Consider the following 22,003-nt stretch of genomic DNA (forward strand, 5'->3'; position numbering starts at 1 on the left):
CTGTGTTGCGTCGGGGCACGCCGAAGTCCCGACCGGGAATTCGGACGGACCCGCCTCCAGCGTATGCGCGTGTGGCGGGGCCCGTGCCGGGGTGACCCCGGGTGGGGCCGGGGGCGCCGTTTAGCCCTCGTAGTCGGGGACGTCGCGCCACGCCAGCTTGCGGCGCAGGCTCTCGGGCACGTCGGGCAGCTGGACGATGTGGGCCACGTTCGACCACGGCTCGAGGCGGATGAAGTTCTCCTTGCCCCAGTCGAAGCGCTGCCCGGTGATCAGGTCCTCGACGTCCATGCGGTCGGTGCTGCGGCGGCCGATGGAATTCATGTCGATGTCGAGGATGCCCTCCTGGGCGTTCCACGGATCGAGATTGACGACGACCATGACGGCGTCGCCGGTCAGCGGGTCGATCTTGGAGTACGCCAGCAGATTGTCGTTGCCGATGTCGTGGAAACGCAGGGTCCGCAGCTGCTGCAGGGCCGGGTGCTCGCGGCGCAGGGTGTTGAGCAGGGTGATGAAAGGCTCGAGGGAGTCGCCGGATTCCAGCGCGGCGTCGTAGTCGCGGTGGCGCAGCTGGTACTTCTCGCTGTCCAGGTACTCTTCGGAGCCTTCCTTGACCGGCACGTTTTCGTAGAGCTCGTAGCCGGAGTACATGCCCCACAGCGGCGACATGGTCGACGCCAGCGCGGCGCGGATGGCGAAGGCGGCGCGACCGCCCTTGACCAGGAAGTCGTGGAGGATGTCCGGGGTGTTGACCCACAGGGACGGGCGGGCGATGTCGGTGTGCTTGACGATTTCCTCGCCGAACTCCTTCAGCTCCTTCTTCGTGGTCTTCCACGGGAAGTAGATGTAGGACTGCGTGAAGCCGGCCTTGGCCAGGCCGTACAGGCGGGCCGGGGCGGTGAAGGCCTCGGCGAGGAAGATGACCTCCGGGTTGGTTTCGTGGACGGTCTCGATGAGCCATTCCCAGAAGTTGCCCGGCTTGGTGTGCGGGTTGTCCACGCGGAAGACCTTGACGCCGCGCTTGACCCAGAACTTCACGACGCGCAGGACCTCCGCGTAGAGGCCCTTCGGGTCGTTGTCGAAGTTCAGGGGGTAGATGTCCTGGTACTTCTTCGGCGGGTTCTCGGCGTAGGCGATGGTGCCGTCGGGCAGGACGGTGAACCAGTCCGGGTGCGCCTCGGCCCACGGGTGGTCGGGGGCGCACTGCAGGGCCAGGTCGATGGCGACCTCCAGGCCGCGTTCCTCGGCCGCCTTGACGAACTCGGCGAACTCGTCTTCGCCGCCGAGCTTCGGCTCGATGGCGTCGTGGCCGCCGTCGGCCGAGCCGATGGCCCACGGGGAGCCGACGTCGCCCGGCTCCGCGGTCAGGGTGTTGTTGCGGCCCTTGCGGTTGATTTCGCCGATCGGGTGGATCGGGGGCAGGTAGACGACGTCGAATCCCATGCGGGCGGCGCGGTCGAGCTGGGGGAGGGCGGTGGTGAACGTGCCGTGCAGGAGGTTGCCGTCTTCGTCGAAACCGCCGTTGGAGCGCGGGAAGAACTCGTACCAGGAGCCGAACAGGGCCTCGCGGCGCTCGACGAGGACCTTGCGGGTCTTGCCGCGGGTGAGCAGCTCGCGCAGCGGGTGGAGTTCGAGGATGCCGCGGGTCTCGTCGGACAGGGCCGGGGAAACGCGGGCGCGCAGTTCGGCGTCGGAGCGCAGCGACTGGGCCACGCCGCGCAGGTGCGAGCGGTACACGGTGGCGGCGCCGGTGGCGGCGCGGTCGAACAGGCGGGCGCCGATCTCGAGGTCGTTGGCCAGCTCCTCCGCGGACTGCCCGGCCTCGATCTTCTTGATCACGGCGTTGCGCCAGGTGGCCATCGGGTCGGACCAGGCGTCGACGCGGAAGGTCCACAGGCCGGGGGCGTCGGGGACGAAGGTGGCGTTGACCTGGTTGGGGTCGTGGTCGCTGAAGCGCATGGGGATGCGCTGGGTGCGGGCGGCGAAGGAGGATTCCTTCGGGCCCTTGACGTTCAGCGTCGCATTGAGCGCATCGTGGCCCTCGCGCCAGACGACGGCGAAGACGGGGACGACTTCACCGGCCACCGCCTTGGACGGGGTGGCGCCGCCGTCCACCTGGGGTCGTACGTCGTCGATTCCGAGTCGTCCGGTCACCTTGGGGGTCTCCTTCGCGTCGCGTTCGTGTCATCCGATGGTGCGTCCACCGTGCGTCCCCGGCGGCGACCTGCCGGCCGCCGCGGATACTCCCTCCAGCGTAGTGGAGGTTCGCCGATCCCACAGGGGAGGAATTCGCCGGTCGGCCCCGATCGGGTAACACCGGACGCCGCGGCCCGGATGCCGCACGTCGGCCGCCACGCGGGGGAGCGCGTCGGGGCGCGGGGCGGGGAAGTGGGGCACGATGGTGACGTGGCTGACTTTGACTCTGACTTCAACGACGACGACTTCGACGAGGACCTGCTGATCGATTTCCGCGGGGTCTCGCTCAAGCGCGGCGGCCGCACCCTGGTCGGCCCGCTGGATTGGCAGGTCGAGCTCGACGAGCGCTGGGTGGTGCTCGGGCCGAACGGCGCGGGCAAAACGTCGCTGATGCGCGTCGCGGCGGCGGAGGAGTTTCCGTCGTCGGGCGTGGCCCGGGTGATGGGGGAGCGTCTGGGGCGCACGGACATGCGGGACCTGCGCACGATGATCGGCTTGACGTCGTCGGCGCTGGCGCATCGGATTCCCGCCGACGAGAAGGTGGCGGACCTGGTCATCTCGGCGTCGTATTCGGTGTTGGGCCGGTGGCGCGAGACGTACGAGGAGATGGACTTCCGCCAGGCCGCGGACATCCTGGAGAAGATGGGCGCCGAGCATCTGGCGGATCGCACGTGGGGGACGTTGTCGGAGGGCGAGCGCAAGCGGGTGCTCATTTCGCGGGCCCTGATGGTCAATCCGGAGCTGCTGCTTCTCGACGAGCCGGGCGCGGGCCTGGATCTCGGCGGGCGCGAGGATCTGGTGGGCTATCTCGGTGATCTGGCGTTGGATGCGGATGCGCCGGCGATCGTCATGATCACCCACCACGTGGAGGAGATTCCGTTCGGTTTCACCCACGCGATGCTTCTCGACGACGGTGGCGTGGTGGCCCAGGGGCTCATCGACGATGTGCTCACGAGTGAAAATCTGTCGAAGGCCTTCCACCAGTCCATTGCGGTGGATCGCATCGACGGCCGGTTCTTCGCGCGCCGGGCGCGCCGGGCCGGTGCGCACCGGAGGAAGGAGTGACCGGCATGGGTGGTTCGCAGAAGAAGGGTGCCGCGATTCCGGCGACCCCGCGGTTGGCGTCGACGGTGTTGTTGGTGCGCGATTCGGTGCACGGCATCGAGGTGTACGTGCAGGAGCGCGTGAGCACCATGAAGTTCGCGGCGAACATGACGGTGTTCCCGGGCGGCGGGGTCGATGCCCGCGACTTCCCGGGCGACGTCGACGGCGACGGCCACGACAGTCCGAGTTTGGCGTGGTCGGGGCATCCGCCGCAGTGGTGGGCGGAGGCGTTCGACGTCGCGCCGGCGACGGCCCGTGCGTTGGTGTGCGCGGCGGTGCGCGAGACGTTCGAGGAGACGGGAACATTGCTGGCGGCGGATGCGTCGGGTGACGTGGTCGTCGATTCGGGGCGGTTCCATGCCCGGCGCAAGGCGTTGGAGTCCCATGAGCTGTCGTTTTCGGACTTCATGGCGGACGAGGGGCTGTGCCTTCGCTCCGACTTGCTGCGGCCGTGGAGCAATTGGGTGACTCCGGAGGGCATGCCCACGCGCTACGACACGTATTTCTTCCTGGCGGCGCAGCCGGAGGGGCAGATCGCAGACGGTGACACGTCCGAGGCGTCGTCGACGGGGTGGTTCCGGCCGACGGCGCTGATGGAGGGTTGGCGCGACCGCAAGGTCGGTCTCATGCCCCCGACGTGGGCGCAGATCAAGCGGCTGGTGCGGTACACGACGGTGGCCGAGGTCCTTGCCGCGGCGGATTCGGGGCAGGAGCCGCCGCATCGCACGACCAGCGATTTCTTCGGGGACCCGTTCATGGACGAGTTCTTCGCGGTGTCCACGCATCTGGGGCATCTGCGGGATCTCGCCGAGCGGGGTCGCCGGTGAGCCTGTCTTCGGCGGAGGTCCGGGCGCTGCTCGCCGATCCCGGGTTGGCCGGAGCCGCCGCGGGCCTCGAGCTTTCCGACGCCTCCCTCCTGGCCGATCTCACGCACCTGCGGGAATCGCTGGGTGAGTCGGCGGAGTTGGCCCGGGCGGTGGTCGAGTTGGAGCGGGCGCGCCGGTCGACGGCGGGAAAACTGCCCGGGTGGTGGCTGCTGGACTCCGATTCCGCGCAGCAGGCCACGCATGCGGCCGTGGCGCGGGCCCGCGCCGAACGCTTGACGACGGCCGTCGGGGAGGGCGTCGCCCCGGGGGTGCATGACGTCACGTGCTCCATCGGCGCGGAGATCGCCGCGTTGACGGAGTACCGGGCCGAATCCGCCGTCGGCGCGTTTCCCGTGCTGGGGTCCGACCTGGACATGGCGCGAGTGCTCATGGCCCGCCACAATGCTCCGGACGCGCACGTCGTCGTCGCCGATGCGCTGGCCCCGGTGAGCGAGGGGATGATCATCGTCGCCGATCCCGCGCGCCGGGCCGGCGGCCGCCGCATCCTCCGGCCGGAGGATCTCCTGCCGCCGTTGCCCGACCTCATCGACGCCTGGCGTGGCCCGGGCGTCCGCCGCAATCACGAGATGGCCGTCAAATGCGCCCCCGGCATCGACTACTCCGACTGGGAGGGCGAAGCCGCCGTCACCTCGGTCGACGGCGGGGTCAAGGAAGCGTGCCTGTACACGCCGGGACTTGCGGCCACACCTCTGGGGGACGGGGGAGACGTCGTCACGCGAAGCGCCCACCTGCTGCGGACCCGGGGCGAGGGCGCCGTCGGGGAACGCTACGACGACACGATGCCCGACGATTGCGGCGTCGGGGATGCGGGGCGCTGGATCATCGACCCCGACGGGGCGGTCGTGCGCGCCGGGCTGGTGCGCCACTACGCCACCGCGCACGGGCTGCGGCAACTCGACGAACGCATCGCCCACCTCACCGGCGACGCCATCCCGCCCGGGGCCTCCGGATTCGAGGTGCTCGAGCAGGTGCCGCTGAAGAAGGTCAAGCGGGCGCTGGCGGCGCGGGACTGCGCATCGGCGGAGATCCTCGTGCGCGGCGTCGACGTCAATCCGGACGTGCTGCGCAGGCAATGGAAGCTCGGCGGGGCGAAGAAGGGCGGCGGGAAAGGCGCGCAGCTCGGCGTCGTGATCACCCGGATCGGGTCGACGGCGACCGCCTTCGTGTGCGGCCAACGGCAGTGGGGACCGGAGTCGTAGAGGCGGGGGTACCCGACGTGCGCCTTTGTCACCCTGCGTTAATGGAGATTCACTCAACTAGAAACGAAAAAATATCGACATTGTTACGTGGATCACCTACAGTTCACCCTTGACTCTGTTACCTTCGACACAGAGGGCGCGCCGACCGGCCGCGGTCACGCAAACACCGTTTCGGGTGCGAACATGACCCGCGCCGCGGGTGCGCCGGATAAATTCATGACACGTTCACAGTCACTCAACCAGTAAGGACGACAGACACATGCCGAACATCGTGGTTCTGGTCAAGCAGGTCCCGGACACCTGGTCCGAGCGCAAGCTCGCCGACGACGACTTCACGCTCGACCGCGAAAGCGCCGACGCCGTGCTCGACGAGATCAACGAGAACGCCGTCGAGGCCGCCCTGCAGCTGAAGGAAGAGCACGGCGGCAACGTCACCGTCGCCACCATCGGCCCGGAGCGCGCCGTCGAGGCCCTCCGCAAGGCCCTGTCCATGGGCGCCGACGACGCCGTCATCCTGTCCGACGACGCCCTGGCCGGCTCCGACGCCATCCAGACCGCGTGGGCCCTGTCCACCGTCATCGACGCCATCGGCGACGTCGACCTCATCATCACCGGCAACGCCTCCACCGACGGCGGCACCGGCACCGTCCCGGCCGTGCTCGGCGTCTACCGCGGCCTGCCGGTCCTCACCCACATGCGCTCCGTCTCCGTCGACGGCTCCACCGTCACCGGCGAGCGCGAGACCGAGGACGGCATCCACCAGCTCAAGGCGAACCTCCCGGCCATCGTGTCGGTGACGGAGAAGGCCAACGAGCCGCGCTTCGCCTCCTTCAAGGGCATCATGGCCGCGAAGAAGAAGCCGGTCCGCGAGCTGACCCTGGCCGACGTCGCCGCCGAGGCCGAGCAGGTCGGCCTGGAGAACGCCGCCACCTCGGTGACCTCCGCGACGCCGAAGCCGCCGAAGACCGCGGGCGAGCGCATCACCGACGAGGGCGACGCCGGCGTGAAGCTGGCCGAATACCTCAAGGCCCAGAAGTTCATCTAAGCGCCCATCGCGAACACCGCACGAACGAACAGCAGGAGAAGAATCACAATGACCGACGTCCTCGTTCTCGTCGACCACAACGATGGCGAACTGAAGAACACCACCGCCGAGCTCCTCACCGCCGCCCGTGCCTTCGGCACCCCCGCGGCCGTGGTTGTCGGCAAGCCCGGCACCGCCGAGAACTTCGCCGAGACCCTCGGCAAGTACGGTGCCGGCGAGATCCTCGCCGCCGAGTCCGATGAGGCCGGCAAGCACCTGATCACCCCCGAGGTCGGCGTCCTCGTGGGCCTGGCCTCCGAGCGCCAGGTCCCCGTCCTCGTCGCCGCCTCCGCCGCCGGCAAGGAGATCGCCGGCCGCGTCGCCGCCCTGACCGGCTCCGGCGTTCTGTCCGACGTCGTGGAGATCAAGGACGACCGCTCCGTGGTCTACTCGATCTTCGGCGGCGAGTTCATCGTCGAGGGTGCCGGCTACGGCGCCTCCCCGGTCTACGCCCTGCGCCCGGGCTCCGTCGACCCGGTCGAGGCCGCCGCCTCGCCGTCCGTCACCGCCGTGGAGTACCCGGCCGCGGACGACACCGCCGTCGAGATCGTGTCCTTCACCCCGGCCGAGGGCGGCGACCGCCCCGAGCTGACCGAGGCCAAGATCGTCGTCTCCGGTGGCCGCGGCGTCGCGTCCGCCGAGGGCTTCGCCGACGTCGTCGAGCCGATGGCCGACGCCCTCGGTGCCGCGGTCGGCGCCTCCCGCGCCGCCGTCGACGCCGACTACTACCCGGGCCAGTTCCAGGTCGGCCAGACCGGCAAGACCGTGTCCCCGGACCTGTACATCGCCCTGGGCATCTCCGGTGCGATCCAGCACAAGGCGGGCATGCAGACCTCCAAGACCGTCGTCGCCGTCAACAAGGACGAGGAGGCGCCGATCTTCGAAATCGCCGACTTCGGCGTCATCGGCGACCTCTTCAACGTGGCCCCGCAGGCCACCGAGGAGATCAAGAAGGCGTAAGCCTTCCCGATCCGCGAAAGGGGCCGTCCGCAGCATGCGGGCGGCCCCTTCGCCGTGCCCGGTGCACCGGCGAGGCCGCGGCGACGCGCTACTCTGTCCGGGATGTCCAGCACCGATGATTCCCGCACCACCCGGCCGCGCCACCACCTCGACCATGCCGCGACGTCTCCGCTGCGCCCGGCGGCCCGCGAGGCGATGATCGCCGCACTCGGCGCCGGCAACCCCAATTCGCAGTATGCGGAAGGGCGGGCCGCACGGAAGATCCTGGAGGAGGCGCGCGAATCCATCGCCGCCGACCTCGGCGCCGAGCCCGTGGAGGTCGTGTTCACCTCCGGAGGCACCGAGGCCGACAATCTCGGTCTGCGCGGCCTGTACCTGGCGTCGGCGGCGAAGTCGGGCGCGCCCGGCACGGTGGTGACCACTCCCGTCGAGCATGACGCGATCCGCAAGGCCGCCGCGCACTTGGCCGAGCACCATGGCGCCCGCGTCGTGGAGGCCCCGGTGGACGCCGCCGGACGGGTGTGCGTGGGCGCGCTCCGGGAGCCGTGCGCCGACCCCGCCGTCGCCGATGCACCCCACCACGCGTGGACGTGCCAGTGGGCGAACAACGAAACCGGCGCCATCCAGCCCGTGGACGAGTTCATCGCGGCGGCCTCCGACCACGACGCGCCCGTCCACGTCGACGCCGTTCAGGCGGTCGGCCACGTGCCGGTGCATTTCGGGAAGTCGGGGGCGGCCACCCTCGCCGCGTCGGCCCACAAGTTCGGCGGCCCGCGCGGAATCGGCGTCCTGCTGGTGCGGCGTTCGACGTCGTTGACCGCGCTCAACGCCGGGGGCGGCCAGGAACGGGGCCTGCGGTCGGGCACTCCGGACGTCGCCGCCGCCGCCGGAATGGCCGCCGCACTGCGCACCGCGACCACGGCGATGGAGGAGGAACGCCGGGCCGTCGTCACGCTCCGGGATCGTCTGCTCTCCGGCATCCGCGACCTCGACGGCATCGTCGTGCACACCACCGAGCCCGCGTTGCCCGGGCACGTCCACGTCAGCGTGACGGGGGCGGAGGGCGACAGCCTCATCATGCTTCTCGACGCCGCCGGGATTTCCGCCGCGACCGGCTCGGCGTGTGCCGCAGGCGTCAATCGGGCCAGCCACGTGCTCGAGGCGATGGGCGTCGACGTCGCGGTGTCGCGCGGTGCGCTGCGGCTGACGCTGGGCTGGGATTCCACGGCCGCCGACGTCGATGCGGTGCTGTCCGTGATGGGTGATACCGTCGCACGGGCGCGCGCGGCGGGCATGGCCTGATCCCGTGCAGTGCGGTGACGGGGACGACGGAATCGGACGGAAACGAAGGGCGAAGCCCACGGGAGGTAGCGCGATGCGGGTGTTGGCGGCGATGAGCGGCGGCGTGGATTCGGCCGTGGCGGCGGCGCGGCTGGTCGATGCCGGCCATGACGTCGTCGGCGTGCACCTGGCGCTGGCCAAGGATCCCGTCACGCTGCGCGCCGGCGCCCGCGGCTGCTGCTCGCTGGAGGATTCCGGCGACGCCCGCCGGGTCGCGGACCTGTTGGGCATCCCGTTTTACGTGTGGGATTTCTCGGAGCGGTTCCGTGCCGAGGTCGTCGACGATTTCATCGATTCCTACGCCCGCGGCGAGACTCCGAACCCGTGCCTGCGCTGCAACGAGCGCATCAAGTTCCAGGCCTTGCTCGACCGTGGGCTGGCGTTGGGGTTCGATGCGGTGGCCACGGGCCATTACGCGTTGGTCGACGACGACGGTCGGCTGCGGCGCGCCGGCGATCCGGCGAAGGACCAGTCGTATGTGCTCGGCGTGCTCGACCGGCATCAGCTGTCGCGGTCGCTGTTTCCCATCGGCGACACCGAGAAGCCGCAGATTCGCGCGGAGGCGGCGGCCCGCGGCATCTCCATCGCGAATAAGCCGGATTCGACGGACATCTGCTTCATCCCCGACGGCGACACCCAGGCGTTTCTGGGCCGTCACATTCCGCGGCGGCCGGGTGCGGTGGTCGACGGTGCGACGGGGGAGAAGCTCGCCGACCACGGCGGCGTCGACGCCTTCACCATCGGCCAGCGCAAGGGCCTCGGGCTGCCGGGTCCCGCCGTCGACGGCAAGCCGCGTTACGTCACGGGCGTCGATGCCGGCACGGGCACGGTGACCGTCGGACGACGCGAGGACCTGGATGTCCGGGTGCTCCACGTCGATCGGGCGGTGTGGCTTTACGACGACGCCGGCGTCGACGCGGGCGGCCCCCCGGCGGAATTCGATGCGGAGGTGCAGGTGCGGGCGCATGGCCGCCCCGTGCCGTGCACCGTGTCGTGGACCGGCCCGGTGGATGCGGCGGGCACCGGAGGGGCGTTCATCTGCGTCCTCGCCGAACCGTTGCGCGGGGTGGCCCCCGGGCAGGCGGCCGTGCTCTACCGCCCCGACGCCGACGGCGACATCGTGCTGGGGTCCGGCACCATCGCGTCGACGGAGAAGGAGGCGGACCGGTGACCGCGTTTTCGGGTCTGGGGCCGCTGCCGGGTACCGACGTGCGCGCGGCGGCGGAGATCCTCGCCGGGGAATGCGGGGCCACTCCACACCTGCCCATCCTCGCCGACCGGGGACTCGGTGCCGACGCCATCGGGCGGACCGGCGCGATCCTGGCGGACCTGTCGATGGACGTCGGCCCGCGGTCGTGGCGCGTGGCCGATCGACCGGGGGCCGCGGCGTCGCTGGCCGCCGACCACCTGGAACGCGACCTCGACGTCTGCGAGGAGTTCTGGGGCGCGACGCCGGAGACCGTCACCGTGCCCGTCGTCGGGCCGTGGACGCTGGCGGCGTCAATCGAGCTGGCCGACGGTCACCGCATGCTGGTCGACCGCGGCGCCGTGTCCTACCTCGCCGCCGCGCTCGCCGAGGGGTTGGCCGCCCACATCGCCGACGTGCGACGGCGGTTCGGAGCGGAGGTGGCCGTCGTCATGCACGAACCCGCTGCCCCGGCGATCGCGGCGGGCCTGGTCGAGGCGGCGGTGGCGGGAACGTCGCTGCCCGCCGTCGGTTACCGCGAAATGGCCGCGCAGTGGCGGGTGCTCACGGCGGAAGGCTCGGGGCTGCCCGACATCGCCATCGCGGTTCCCGGGCTGGTCGCGCGGACGTCGGGGGAGGGGCCGCGGCCGCCGTCGCTGGAAAAGGCGCTGCTGGAATCGGGCGCCGCCCGAATCGCGCTGCCCATCGGGGCGATCCGTGGCTCGGCCACCCTCGACGAAGTCGGCCGCCTGCGCGCCGCCGGCCTGGATCTGCTGTTCGGCGCCGTGCCAGCGGTCCCGGGCGCCACCGACGAACACACCGGCGCATACCTGGAACCCGAAGCCCGCGACATCGCCGAACGCGTCGCCCGGCTGTGGGACGAACTGTCGTTCCCGCGCGCCGACCTCGTCGACCACGTCGGCGTCACCGTCGACCGCGGTTTCGTCGGTGCGCCCGCGTCGTGGATCGCCCCCGCCTACGCCGCAGGCCGTCGCACCGCGGAATTGATCTCGCGGGCGGCGGGAGACCTGTAGCGCGCCTTTCGGCCGGGTCGATGGCGTTGGAATGTTACGGTTGTCGCGCAAGGAATCGGCGTCAGGGAATCCGGTGTGAATCCGGAACTGTCGCGCAGCGGTGAGAGGGATCCATCCCCCGCATGAGGCCACTGGAGTGCACTGCACCGTCCGGGAAGGCGCGGGGGAGTCGCCTTCGAGTCCGAAGACCCGCCGGTTCGTCATCGACGTCGCATCTCGCGTAAAGATCGCGGCGGTTTTCCACGAAGGTGGACCAATTGAACAAGTTCCCGCTTCGCCCTGCCTCCGCCGCCATCGCCGCCTCGATGGCCCTGCTTCTGGTGTCCTGCTCCGGGACCGACGGCGCCGATGACGCCAACGGCGGCACCGTCAACGCCGACGGCAGCGTCACCGTGGAAAACTGCGGCGAGGAGATGACTTACCCGGCCGATCCGTCGATGCTGGCCTACGACTCGGGAATCATCTCCATCGCCCTCGCCGCCGGTGCGGGCGACAACCTGTCCGCGGTGGCGTCGATCGGGAAGGCCCACGACACCCTGGCCGCCAAGTACGGTGCCGACGTCATCGACGGCTTCGACGTGATTTCGGACAAGCAGCCCACGCTCGAACAGGTGGTGTCGCTGCAGCCCGACATCTACTTCGCCGGCTGGAACTACGGACTGTCGGAAGGCCTCGGCGTGACGCCGGACCTGCTGGACCAGCGCGACATCGCCACGTACCTGCTCACGGAGTCCTGCCGACAGGAGGGCACCGACCACCGCGGTCTCGTCGAACCGTGGGAGGCGCTGGACATCGATCTGCGCAACATCGGCGCGATCGCGGGCGACTCCGAGCTGGCCGAATCCGTCATCGACGACATCGATGACCGGCTGAAGAAGCTGAACGACGCTCCGCAGCCGGAGCAGACCCCCACCCTGTTCGTCTTCGACTCCGGCACCGACGCGATCTTCACGTCCGGCAAGTTCGGCGCGCCTCAAGCGATCATCGAGGCCGCCGGCGCCCGCAACCAGGCCGAGGACCTCGCCGACTCCTGGGTGCAGGTCGGTTGGGAGTCCCTCGCCGCCGACGCCCCCGACGCCTTCGTGTTCGTCGACTACGAGGGGCAGTCGCTGGAGGACAAGATCAAGATCCTGAAGAACCACCCGCTGACCCGCGACCTGCCGGCGGTCAAGGAAGACCGCTTCATCAACCTCAACTACTCGATGTGGGTGTCCTCGCCGCTCAACATCGACGCCGCCGAGCACGTTCGCAAGGGACTCGAGAAGTTCGGCCTCGTGCCGGAGTCGGACATCGAGCCGGCGATGACGCTGCCCGAGAGCCTGGACGGACGGGAGTACATCACCCGGTAGCCGCGACGCTACGGGACACCGGAGAAAAGCGAGGTTTTCGAAAGTGCGGAGCAAGGCGGCGACGCCGCTTCTCGTGTTTTTGTTGGCGGCGCTGACCGCCGTCAGCTTCGTCGCGTCGTTGACGTTCGGTTCGGTGAGTTACTCGCTGTCGGACGTGTGGTCGGTGCTCGCGGCCCAGTTTTCGGGCACGGTGCACCCCGACCGCGCCGTCAACGACATCGTGTGGGAGCTGCGCGCGCCCCGCGGGCTGATGGCGATCATCGTCGGCGCGGGGTTGGCGATGGCAGGCGTCGCCATGCAGACGTTGGTGCGCAACCCGTTGGCAGACCCCTATCTGCTCGGCATTTCCTCGGGCGCGAGCGTCGGTGCGACGGCCGTGATCACCCTGGGGGCGTTTTCCAGTTTCGGCATCTGGGCGTTGTCCGGTGGCGCGTTGGTCGGCGCGATCGCGGCCACCGCCACCGTGTATTTGGTGACGATGTTGCAGGGCGGCATCACCCCGCTGCGGCTGATTTTGTCGGGCGTCGTGCTGTCATCGGCGTTCTCGGCGGTGGCGAGCCTGCTGGTGTTCAAGGCACCCGATTCCCGCTCGGCGCAGTCGGTGCTGTTCTGGATGCTCGGGTCCGTGTCGGGGGCGCAATGGGACCGGCTGCTGCTGCCGCTGCTCGTTCTCGTGCCCGCGGTGATCCTGATGTTCATGTTGAGCCCGCGCCTCGACGCGCTGTCCGCGGGCCCCGAAACCGCGGCGGCCCTGGGCGTGCGGGTCGGACTGCTGCGCAAGGGGCTGTTCGCGGTGCAGGCGCTGTTGGTCGGCGCGATGGTGGCCGTGGCCGGTGGCATCGGCTTCGTCGGCCTGGTCATCCCGCATTTCGCCCGTCTCGTGGTGGGGTCGGTTCATCGCCGGGTCATTCCCGTCGCCGTGTTCGGCGGCGCGCTGTTCCTGCTGTGGGTGGACGTCTTGGCCCGTCTCATCGCGCCGCCGCAGGAGATTCCGCTGGGAGTGGTCACGGGCGTCATCGGCGCCCCGGTGTTCCTGCTGCTGATGGGCCGTTCCCGATACCGTTTTGGAGGACAGTCATGAGCGGGTCGAGCAACGCCGCGATCCTCGAAGTCGAGTCGGTGGCCGTCGACGTGGGGCGGCGCCGCCTGCTGTCGGACGTGACCTTCACCGCCACGCCCGGCTCGCTGACGGCCATCGTCGGCGTCAACGGCATCGGCAAGTCGACGCTGATGCGCGCCTTGGCCGGGATCACCCCGCCGGCTTCCGGACGGGTGCTGTACGGGGGTCGCGACGTCGCCGGCATGCGTCCGCGGGAGCGCGCGCGGTTGGTGGGCTTCGTGGGGCAGGATGAGCGTCCGCCCGGGGAGCTCACCGCCGCGGAATTCGTCGCACTCGGCCGCCTGCCGCACATGAATCCGTGGGATCTCGGCGGCAAGTCCGAACATGCGGCCGTGCGGGAGGCGCTGGAGCTCATGGGCGTCGATGCCCGGGCCGATGCGATGTGCGATCAGTTGTCCGGTGGCCAGGTGCGGCGGGTCGTGCTGGCCCGGGGGTTGGCGCAGGAAACCGGGCTGCTGCTTCTCGACGAACCGACCAACCACTTGGACGTGCACCATCAGATTCACCTGATCGAGGTGCTGCGAGGCTCCGGTCGGACGGTCGTGGCGAACATCCACGACCTGGATCTGGCCATGGCGCACTTCGATCGGGTCGTGTTGCTCCACGACCGTGCCGTGCTGCGGGACGGGGATCCGGCGCATGTGTTGGCGCCGGAGGCGGTGCGGGAGGCTTTCGCCGTGGAGAGCCTGGTGGTGCGGCCGGAGGAATCCTCGCGCCCGCACCTGGTCATCGAGTCGCTGTAGGGGCTCAGCGTTCCGGTTCGTCGATGGGCCAGCCGCCGATGCGGAAATCGGACACGTCGCGGCCCTGGCCGACCAGCCAATCCCGCAACGAGGACTGCGATTCGAAGTGGGACACGGCCTGGTATTCCATGAGCTCGTCGCCGTCCATCTCGGCCAGGTCCGGCCAGACCTTCTTGCTCATCACCCAGGCCAGGCGGGCGGCGGCCAGGGCGTCGGCGGTGGCCTCGTGTGCGTTGTCCAGGCGGACCCGGTAGTGCTCGCACACGTTTCCCAGCGTGCGCTTGCCCTTGCGGTGCGTGTCCCGCGCGCGGTCGATGACGAGCGGGTCGAATACCAGGCCGTCGACGGTGAAATCCGGTTGCCGTGAGCGCAGCACCGTCAGGTCGTAGGCGGCGTTGTAGGCCACCAGCGTCAGTCCGTCGCTCCATGCCCGCCGAATGGCCGCGATGGTGTCGGCCAGGACCTCGTCGTGCGGGCGGCCGTGCTCGCGGGCGTACTCGGTGGTGATGCCGTGCACCCGGGCGGCGCCCTCGGGGATCTCCACTCCCGGATCCGCGAGCAATTCCTCCGTCTGCGGCGGACCCCCGTCGATGCGGACCAGCGCCGAGGTCACGATCCGGCATTCGTGCGGGTCGGTACCCGTCGTCTCCAGGTCGAAGGCGAACATCCTGCCCGCGTCGAAGGTGGTCATGGGCACCACTTTAAACGGGTCCCCGGATTCGGGGCGGCCCGGGTGGAGGGGTCGACGGAGGGGTCGGCGGAGGGGGCGCGATTCCCCACGGTCGGGTGGTTGCCGCGGTGCAGCGTTCGGCTTCGGATGGGGGATCGCCTAATGTCGTTGTCGAAGTTATCGACGGTGCGTCGATAACATTCGTTTTCCGTTTCGGCGCGACTGATGTCGACGCGATTGATTTCGAAAGGTGTCCCACCCATGTACGAGTCATTCCTCCGTGCCGCGTTCGGCACGAAGAAGAGGGCCTGGGCGGTGATCGTCGCCTGGGTGCTGCTGGTCGGGGTCCTCGCGGCGATGGCCCCCGGCATCGACGACGTCAAGGCGGCCGGCGATGACGGCGCCCCGGCCGATTCCCCGTCGGTCATGGCCGAAGAGCGGTTGCGCGAGGAGTTCCCCGGCCGCGACGACGTCCTGCCGGCGATCATCACCGTGCAGGCGGGCAGCGAGAAGGCGGCCGGCGATGCCGCGGCCGCGGTCACCGCGCATTTCCGCGACTCCGCGGGCGACCGGACCCTGGCGCCGATCTCGGCGTCCTGCGCGGAGACGGGGTCCGGACTGCGCCCCGGCCGCGATTGCATGCCCGCGGGGGAGGAGGGCACGCGTTCCGACGACGGCCGCACCCGGTCGCTCATCGTGCCCGTCGTCGGCGATCCGACGACCGAGGAGTTCCGCGACGGCGTCGACGCCATGCGCACAGCCGCAGCCGACGTCGCCGCCGATGCCGCAGAGGGGGCGACGACGCACCTGACCGGCCCGGCGGGCATCGCCACCGACACGGTGAAGGTCTTCGCCTCCGGTGACCGGGTGCTGCTGTTCGGCACCATCCTGCTGGTGTTCGTCATCCTCATCGCGGTCTACCGCTCGCCGGTGATGGCGATCCTGCCGCTGGTCGCCGTCGGCGTGGCCATGCGCCTGGCGGAATCGGTCGGCGCCCTGCTCGCCGACGCCGGCGCCATCGTCATTTCCTCGCAGACCGCGTCGATCATGACCGTCCTGCTGTTCGGCGTGGGCACCGACTACGCGCTGATCATCAACGCCCGTTACCGCGAGGCGCTGGCCGCCGACCGCGACGCCGGTCGTCCCCGCGACCCCCACGGCGCGATGGTCGCCGCGATGGGCCGCACTGGAGAGGTGCTCGCGTCGTCGGCGGGCACGATCATCCTGGCGATGATGGCCCTGCTGTTCACGTCCTCTCCGTCGCTGCAGGGCTTCGGCCCGTACCTGGCCATCGGCGTCGGCTCCATGGCCGTCGTCGCCGCGACGTTCCTGCCCGCCCTGCTGCTGGTCGCCGGCCGTTCGGTGTTTTGGCCCGGCGGCGAGCAGCGCGCCCTGCGACGGGTGGATTCGCCTTTGTGGGAGAAGGTCTCGTCGTTCGTCGACGCACGCCCGAAGGCCGTGCTCGCCGGTGCGCTGGCCCTGCTCGTCGTCCTGTCGGCGGGCCTGGTCGGCTACAAGGAGTCGTACAACTTCCTCACCGGTTTCCGCGTGGACACCGATTCCGCCGCCGGTCAGCAGGTCATCGCCGAAGAACTGGGCGTCGGCGAAATCGCGCCGGTGACTCTGCTGGTCGAGGGCCGGGGCATCGACGCCGCAGCGCTCGAGTCGGCCGCCGGGGCGTTGCCGGACAGCCTGCCGGACACGGTGGCGCGGGCCACCGCCGGCGAGCGCGACGTGGCGGAGTCCGGCGATGCCGGGCGCCTGAACGTCATCCTCGCGGTCGACCCGTACGAGCCGGAGGCGATGGATTCGCTGCCCGCGCTGGAGGACGCCGCCCGCGACGCCCTGGCCGACGCCGGGGTGGAGGAGGTCGAGGTCGCCGCCACCGGCGAGACGGCCACTTCCACGGACATCCGTTCGGCCCTGGAGTCGGACACGCTGCTGCTCATTCCTCTGATCCTCGGCATCATCGGCCTGGTTCTGGGGCTGCTCCTGCGGAGCATCCTCGCCCCGGCGTACCTGGTGGCCACGCTCGCGCTGTCGTTCGTGGCCACCGTCGGCCTGACGACGTTCATCGCGGTGACCCTGCAGGGCGACTCGGGCATCGGCAATCGCGTCACCGCCTACATCCTGGTGTTCCTCACCGCGCTGGGCGTGGATTACACGATCTTCCTCATGTCGCGCGTGCGGCAGGAGCTGGCGCATTCGGGCATGCGCGAGGCGTTGCGGACGTCGCTGGTGCGCACCGGCGGGGTGGTGTCCTCGGCCGGCCTCATCCTGGCGGCGACGTTCTCGGTGCTAATGACGCAGCCGATCCGCGAGCTGTACCAGTTCGGTCTGGCCATGGCGTTGGGCATTCTGCTGGACACGTTCGTGGTGCGCCCGCTGCTCGTCCCCGCCATCGTGCGTCTCATCGGCGACCGTGCGCTGTGGCCGATCGTCCCGGCGAAGTCGGAGGCCCCGGCGGACGACGGGAAGGCGATCCGCGCGACCGCCTAGAATCGGCGCCGTGACCGATCCCACCGAAGACATCGTCGACTCCACCCCCGACAGCGCGCGCGATCCACTGTCCGACGCCCCCGCCCCCGAGGTGCGGCGGGCGTGGGAGGAGTTGGCGGCAGAGATCCGCGACCATTCGGCGAAGTACTACACCGGCCAGCCGGTCATCTCCGACGCCGAATACGACGCGCTGTTTCGCCGGCTGCAGCAGATGGAGGCGGAGCATCCGGAGCTCGCCGTGCCGGACAGCCCCACCCAGCAGGTCGGCGCCCGCGTCGACGCACCCGCCGACGGGGTGGCCTTCGAGCCGGTCGAGCACCTCCAGCGCCTGTACAGCCTGGACAACGTCTTCGACGAGGCGGAGCTGCGGGATTGGCTGGCCCGCACTCCGGCATCGGCCTATCTGACGGAACTCAAGATCGACGGCCTGTCCATCGACCTGATCTACGAAAACGGCCGCCTGGTCCGGGCGGCGACGCGGGGCGACGGCCGCGTCGGCGAGAACGTCACCGCCAACGCCCGCACCATCGCCGACATCCCGCATGAACTCGAGCTTTCCGACGAGTACCCGATTCCCGACGTGCTCGAGGTCCGCGGTGAGGTCTACATCCCCGTCGGCGAGTTCGACGGGCTCAACGCCGACCGTGCGGCGGCGGGTCAGCGCACCTTCGCCAATCCCCGCAACGCCGCGGCCGGTTCGCTGCGGCAGAAGGACCCGGCGGAGACGGCCAAGCGTCCGCTGGCGATGATCTGCCACGGCATCGGCCACGTCGAGGGGTGGCGGCCCGAGACCCAGCACGACGCGTACCTGGCGCTGGCGGCCTGGGGCCTCCACGTGTCGCCGTACACGGAGAAGGTGGAGGACCCGGAAGACGTCGTCAAGCGCGTCCTGTACTGGGGCGAACACCGACACGACGCCGAGCATGAGATGGACGGCCTGGTGGTGAAGGTCGATGCGCTGGCCGAACAGCGCGCGCTGGGTGCGACGTCGCGGGCGCCGCGGTGGGCGATCGCGTTCAAGTACCCGCCGGAGGAGGTCACCACCGAGCTGCTGGACATCCGCGTGTCCATCGGCCGCACGGGCCGCGCCACCCCGTACGCCGTGATGCGCCCGGTGACGGTGGCCGGTTCGACCGTCGAGATGGCCACCCTGCACAATCCCACCGAGGTCAAGCGCAAGGGCGTGCTCATCGGCGACCGGGTGACCATCCGCAAGGCCGGCGACGTCATCCCGGAGGTGCTCGGACCGGTCGCCGACGTGCGCGACGGCACCGAGCGGGAATTCATCTACCCGACGCTGTGCCCCGAATGCGGCACCCGCCTGGCGCCGGCGAAGGAGGACGACGCCGACTGGCGCTGCCCGAACACCCGGTACTGCCCGGGGCAGCTGCGGCGGCGCGTCGAGTTCCTGGCGTCACGTGGCGGCTTCGACATCGAGCACCTGGGCGAGCGCGGCGCGGCCGACCTCATTCACCGCGGCGTGCTTTCCGACGAAGGCGACCTGTTCGCCCTCACCGCCGCCGACCTCGAGCGCACGGAGGTGTACACCACCGCGGCGAAGAAGAAGGTCGGCGACGACGGCGTCGCGCGCGGCACCCTCAACGCCAACGGCCGGAAGCTGCTCGACTTCATCGAGGCCGCGAAGTCCCGCGAGCTGTGGCGGGTGCTGGTGAGCCTGTCCATCCGTCACGTCGGCCCGACCGCCGCCCGCGCCCTGGCGCAGCGGTTCGGGTCGATGGACGCCATCCGCGCCGCGTCGCGCGAGGAGTTGGCGGACACCGACGGCGTCGGCGGGATCATCGCCGATTCGGTCATCGCGTGGTTCGCGGTCGACTGGCACCGCGAGGTCGTGGAGAAGTGGGAGGCCGCCGGCGTGCGGATGGTCGACGAGGTGTCCGATCGTCCCGAGCAGGTCCTCGAGGGGCTGACCGTCGTGGTGACGGGGTCGCTGGAGGATTTCACCCGTGACAGCGCCAAGGAGGCCATCCTCGTCCGCGGCGGCAAGGCGGCGGGGTCGGTGTCGAAGAAGACTTCGGTGGTCGTCGTCGGCGACAACGCGGGTTCGAAGGCCACGAAGGCCGAGGAGCTGGGCGTGCCGATCCTCGACGAGGCGGGTTTCCACCGCTTGCTTGCCGACGGCGCGGCGGCGATCCGCTCGGCCGACTCCGCCGAGTGACGTCAAGACGCGAAAAGCCGGGCCCCGCGCAGATGCGGGGCCCGGCTTTCGTCTGGACCAGTCGATCCGAACTACTTGTGATCCGAACTACTTGATCGGGGTGGCCTTGATCTTCCACACCTCGTCGGCGTAGTCGCGGATGGTGCGGTCGGAGGAGAAGCGACCCGAACGGATGATGTTCAGGAAGCACATGCGCGCCCACTTCAGCTCGTCGCGGTAGTCCTCGGCCATGCGGTCGCGGGTCTCGCGGTAGTCGGTGAAATCGCCCAGGACGTAGTACACGTCGGCCGGCTCGTAGCCGGGGGAGTTGAGCAGCGAGTGGTGCAGGTCGTGGAACATGCCCGATCCGCCGTCGGAGAACGTGCCGTCGATCAGGGAGTCCAGCGCCCGCTTCAGGCCCGGCACCGACTCGTAGACCGCGCGCGGGTCGTAGGTCTTGCGAAGCTCCGGCAGCTCCTCTTCCTTCGCGCCGAAGATGTAGGCGTTGTCGTCGCCGACGGCCTCGACGATCTCGACGTTGGCGCCGTCGAGGGTGCCCAGGGTCAGGGCGCCGTTCATCATGAACTTCATGTTGCCCGTGCCCGAGGCCTCCTTGCCGGCCGTGGAGATCTGCTCGGAGATGTCGGTGGCCGGGATGATGTGCTCGGCGGGGGAGACGTTGTAGTTCTCGACGAACACGACCTTGAGTTTGTCGCCGATCTCCGGGTCGTTGTTCACCAGGTCCGCGATGGAGTTGATGAACTTGATGATCGCCTTCGCCCGGACGTAGCCCGGGGCCGCCTTCGCGCCGAAGATGGCCACGCGCGGCACGACGTCCCACTCCGGGTCGTCCTTGATGCGGTAGTACAGGTCCAGGATGTACAGGGCGTTGAGCAGCTGGCGCTTGTACTCGTGGAGGCGCTTGATCTGCGAGTCGAAGATCGCGTCGGGCGAGATCTCGACGCCCTGGCGGGCCTTGATCCACGCGGCGAAGTCTTCCTTGTTGCCGTGCTTGATGGCCATGACCTCGCGCAGGACGTCCTCGTCGTCGGCGAACTTCTCCAGCTCGGCGAGCTTGTCCAGGTCGGTGACCCAGTCGTCGGATCCCGACAGGCGGGTCAGCAGCTGCGGCAGGCGCGGGTTGCACTGGTTGAGCCAGCGGCGCGGGGTGACGCCGTTGGTCTTGTTGTTGAACTTCTCCGGCCAGATGTCGTGCCACACGCCGAGGGTTTCGCGCTTGATGATCTCGGTGTGCAGCGCCGCGACGCCGTTGATGGAGTACGCGGTGTAGCAGGCGATCCAGGCCATGTGGATGAAGCCGTTGGAGATCGGCGCCATGTAGTCGATGGTGCCGTGGTCGATGCCGCGCTCGGCGAGGTCGAGGCGGAAACGGCGGTCGATTTCCTGGATGATCTCGAGCACGCGGTGGAACAGGCGCTCGAAGATGGAGAATTCCCAGGTCTCCAGGGCCTCGGCCAGCACGGTGTGGTTGGTGTAGGCGAAGGTCTTGGAGGTGATGTCCCAGGCCTTGTCCCAGCCGAGGCCGTGCTCGTCGAGAAGCAGTCGCATTAGTTCGGGGATGGCGAGCACCGGGTGGGTGTCGTTGAGCTGGACGCAGTTGTACTCGGCGAAGGAGTCGAGGGAGCCGTGGTTGTCCAGGTGGGAGTCGATCATCGCCTGGAGGGAGGCGGAGACGAAGAAGTACTGCTGGCGGACGCGCAGCACCTTGCCCTCGTAGGTGGAGTCGTTGGGGTAGAGCACGCGGCACAGGTCGTGGACGCGTTCGCGCTCGACGATGGCGTCGGTGAAGCGCTGGGAGTTGAAGGCGTCGTAGTCGAACTCGCGCATGGGCTCGGAGTTCCACAGGCGCAGGGTGCCGACGTTGTCGGTGCCGTAGCCGGTGATCGGCATGTCGTGGGGGACGGCGCGGACGGTGAGGTCGTCGAATCGCACGATGCGGGACTCGTCCTCGCGGCGGACGACGAAGGGGTAGCCCTCTTCCATCCACGGGTCGGGGTGTTCGTCCTGGAAGCCGTCTTCGAAGGTCTGCTTGAACAGGCCGTAGCGGTAGAGGATGCCGTAGCCGGTGGCCGGCAGGTCCTGGGTGGCGCAGGAGTCGAGGAAGCAGGCGGCGAGTCGGCCGAGGCCGCCGTTGCCCAGCGCGGCGTCGTGCTCGGCTTCGAGGATGTCGGTGAGGTTCTTGCCGTAGGCGGCGACCGCCTCTTCGGCTTCGTCGACCAGGCCGAGGTTGAGCAGGTTGTTCAGCAGGGCGCGGCCCATGAGGAATTCTGCCGAGAAGTAGTGCTGCTGCCGGGTGGCGGCGTAGGCGCGGGTGGTGGCTTCCCAATCGTCGGCGAGGTGGTCGACGACGACGCGGGACATGCCGGACCAGAATTCCATCTCGGAGGAGGCTTCGGGCGTGCGGCCGGATTCGGCGCGCACGTGGGAGGCGAGGCGATCAGTGAAATTCGTCATGGGG

At 69.6% G+C, this 22,003-nt stretch carries 16 protein-coding genes and 1 riboswitch; of the genes, 13 read left to right on the top strand and 3 right to left on the bottom strand.

From position 1 onward, the window contains the following. Positions 1-120 precede the first annotated feature (120 nt). A complete protein-coding gene (locus tag CFREN_RS04960) occupies positions 121-2,151 on the bottom strand; it encodes a maltotransferase domain-containing protein (RefSeq protein WP_209653433.1) in 2,031 nt (676 codons plus the stop codon). 252 nt (positions 2,152-2,403) lie between these two features. On the opposite strand from CFREN_RS04960, the gene CFREN_RS04965 reads away from it, so the two are divergent. The 11 genes from CFREN_RS04965 to CFREN_RS05015 all read left to right on the top strand — a co-directional run bounded on the left by CFREN_RS04965 (position 2,404) and on the right by CFREN_RS05015 (position 14,200). Next, positions 2,404-3,258: an ABC transporter ATP-binding protein gene (locus tag CFREN_RS04965; RefSeq protein WP_070522893.1), complete on the top strand. Its 855-nt coding sequence runs from the start codon at positions 2,404-2,406 to the stop codon at positions 3,256-3,258. Positions 3,259-3,263: 5 nt separating this feature from the next. After that, positions 3,264-4,124 (top strand): NUDIX hydrolase, encoded by an 861-nt coding sequence (locus CFREN_RS04970; RefSeq protein WP_070522895.1) that lies wholly within the window; start codon positions 3,264-3,266, stop codon positions 4,122-4,124. Next, complete coding sequence (locus CFREN_RS04975; RefSeq protein ID WP_209653430.1) at positions 4,121-5,383, top strand: THUMP-like domain-containing protein; 1,263 nt, start codon at positions 4,121-4,123, stop codon at positions 5,381-5,383. The genes CFREN_RS04970 and CFREN_RS04975 overlap by 4 nt, the downstream gene beginning before the upstream one ends. 259 nt (positions 5,384-5,642) lie before the next feature. Further along, the gene (locus tag CFREN_RS04980) at positions 5,643-6,428 is read left to right on the top strand and encodes an electron transfer flavoprotein subunit beta/FixA family protein (RefSeq protein ID WP_070522818.1); all 786 of its coding nucleotides are present in this window, start codon (positions 5,643-5,645) and stop codon (positions 6,426-6,428) included. 48 nt (positions 6,429-6,476) lie between these two features. After that, positions 6,477-7,427: an electron transfer flavoprotein subunit alpha/FixB family protein gene (locus tag CFREN_RS04985; RefSeq protein WP_070522821.1), complete on the top strand. Its 951-nt coding sequence runs from the start codon at positions 6,477-6,479 to the stop codon at positions 7,425-7,427. Positions 7,428-7,529: 102 nt separating this feature from the next. Next, positions 7,530-8,729: a cysteine desulfurase family protein gene (locus CFREN_RS04990; RefSeq protein ID WP_209653428.1), complete on the top strand. Its 1,200-nt coding sequence runs from the start codon at positions 7,530-7,532 to the stop codon at positions 8,727-8,729. A 73-nt stretch (positions 8,730-8,802) separates the two neighbouring features. Further along, complete coding sequence (mnmA, locus tag CFREN_RS04995) at positions 8,803-9,939, top strand: tRNA 2-thiouridine(34) synthase MnmA (protein WP_209653426.1); 1,137 nt, start codon at positions 8,803-8,805, stop codon at positions 9,937-9,939. Further along, a complete protein-coding gene (locus tag CFREN_RS05000; RefSeq protein ID WP_209653424.1) occupies positions 9,936-10,988 on the top strand; it encodes a uroporphyrinogen decarboxylase/cobalamine-independent methonine synthase family protein in 1,053 nt (350 codons plus the stop codon). The genes mnmA and CFREN_RS05000 overlap by 4 nt, the downstream gene beginning before the upstream one ends. A gap of 20 nt (positions 10,989-11,008) precedes the next feature. Beyond that, a riboswitch (cobalamin riboswitch) is annotated at positions 11,009-11,199 on the top strand. Positions 11,200-11,293: 94 nt separating this feature from the next. Next, positions 11,294-12,337, top strand: a complete 1,044-nt coding sequence (locus CFREN_RS05005; RefSeq protein ID WP_209654714.1) for an ABC transporter substrate-binding protein — start codon at positions 11,294-11,296, stop codon at positions 12,335-12,337. Positions 12,338-12,380: 43 nt separating this feature from the next. Next, positions 12,381-13,418: a FecCD family ABC transporter permease gene (locus CFREN_RS05010; RefSeq protein ID WP_209653421.1), complete on the top strand. Its 1,038-nt coding sequence runs from the start codon at positions 12,381-12,383 to the stop codon at positions 13,416-13,418. Beyond that, positions 13,415-14,200, top strand: coding sequence for an ABC transporter ATP-binding protein (locus CFREN_RS05015; protein WP_209653419.1), 786 nt, complete (start codon positions 13,415-13,417; stop codon positions 14,198-14,200). Before CFREN_RS05010 ends, CFREN_RS05015 begins: the two co-directional genes overlap by 4 nt. A gap of 4 nt (positions 14,201-14,204) precedes the next feature. Here CFREN_RS05015 and CFREN_RS05020 read toward each other — a convergent pair whose 3' ends face one another. Next, positions 14,205-14,891 carry a 3'-5' exonuclease gene (locus tag CFREN_RS05020; protein ID WP_209653417.1) on the bottom strand — a complete coding sequence of 229 codons (687 nt, stop codon included), beginning with the start codon at positions 14,889-14,891 and terminating at the stop codon, positions 14,205-14,207. A gap of 240 nt (positions 14,892-15,131) precedes the next feature. On the opposite strand from CFREN_RS05020, the gene CFREN_RS05025 reads away from it, so the two are divergent. Together CFREN_RS05025 and ligA are read left to right on the top strand one after the other, a co-directional pair. After that, positions 15,132-17,369, top strand: coding sequence for an MMPL family transporter (locus CFREN_RS05025; protein WP_209653415.1), 2,238 nt, complete (start codon positions 15,132-15,134; stop codon positions 17,367-17,369). Positions 17,370-17,436: 67 nt separating this feature from the next. Then, complete coding sequence (ligA, locus tag CFREN_RS05030) at positions 17,437-19,545, top strand: NAD-dependent DNA ligase LigA (protein WP_209654712.1); 2,109 nt, start codon at positions 17,437-17,439, stop codon at positions 19,543-19,545. An 87-nt stretch (positions 19,546-19,632) separates the two neighbouring features. Here the strand turns inward: ligA and CFREN_RS05035 are convergent, their stop codons facing one another. Beyond that, on the bottom strand, positions 19,633-21,999 hold the full coding sequence (locus CFREN_RS05035) for a glycogen/starch/alpha-glucan phosphorylase (protein WP_209653413.1): 2,367 nt from the start codon (positions 21,997-21,999) through the stop codon (positions 19,633-19,635). Positions 22,000-22,003: the final 4 nt, after the last annotated feature.

Source organism: Corynebacterium freneyi, from assembly GCF_030408835.1.
GTDB classification, from domain to species: Bacteria; Actinomycetota; Actinomycetes; order Mycobacteriales; family Mycobacteriaceae; genus Corynebacterium; species Corynebacterium freneyi.

Excerpts from the sequence above, each read along its gene's own strand:
- CFREN_RS04970 (WP_070522895.1), top strand. The coding sequence starts at position 3,264 with ATGGGTGGTTCGCAGAAGAAGGGTGCCGCGATTCCGGCGACCCCGCGG.
- CFREN_RS04980 (WP_070522818.1), top strand. The coding sequence starts at position 5,643 with ATGCCGAACATCGTGGTTCTGGTCAAGCAGGTCCCGGACACCTGGTCC.
- CFREN_RS04985 (WP_070522821.1), top strand. The coding sequence starts at position 6,477 with ATGACCGACGTCCTCGTTCTCGTCGACCACAACGATGGCGAACTGAAG.
- CFREN_RS04990 (WP_209653428.1), top strand. The coding sequence starts at position 7,530 with ATGTCCAGCACCGATGATTCCCGCACCACCCGGCCGCGCCACCACCTC.
- mnmA (WP_209653426.1), top strand. The coding sequence starts at position 8,803 with ATGCGGGTGTTGGCGGCGATGAGCGGCGGCGTGGATTCGGCCGTGGCG.
- CFREN_RS05005 (WP_209654714.1), top strand. The coding sequence starts at position 11,294 with ATGGCCCTGCTTCTGGTGTCCTGCTCCGGGACCGACGGCGCCGATGAC.
- CFREN_RS05015 (WP_209653419.1), top strand. The coding sequence starts at position 13,415 with ATGAGCGGGTCGAGCAACGCCGCGATCCTCGAAGTCGAGTCGGTGGCC.
- CFREN_RS05020 (WP_209653417.1), bottom strand. The coding sequence starts at position 14,891 with ATGACCACCTTCGACGCGGGCAGGATGTTCGCCTTCGACCTGGAGACG.
- CFREN_RS05025 (WP_209653415.1), top strand. The coding sequence starts at position 15,132 with ATGTACGAGTCATTCCTCCGTGCCGCGTTCGGCACGAAGAAGAGGGCC.
- CFREN_RS05035 (WP_209653413.1), bottom strand. The coding sequence starts at position 21,999 with ATGACGAATTTCACTGATCGCCTCGCCTCCCACGTGCGCGCCGAATCC.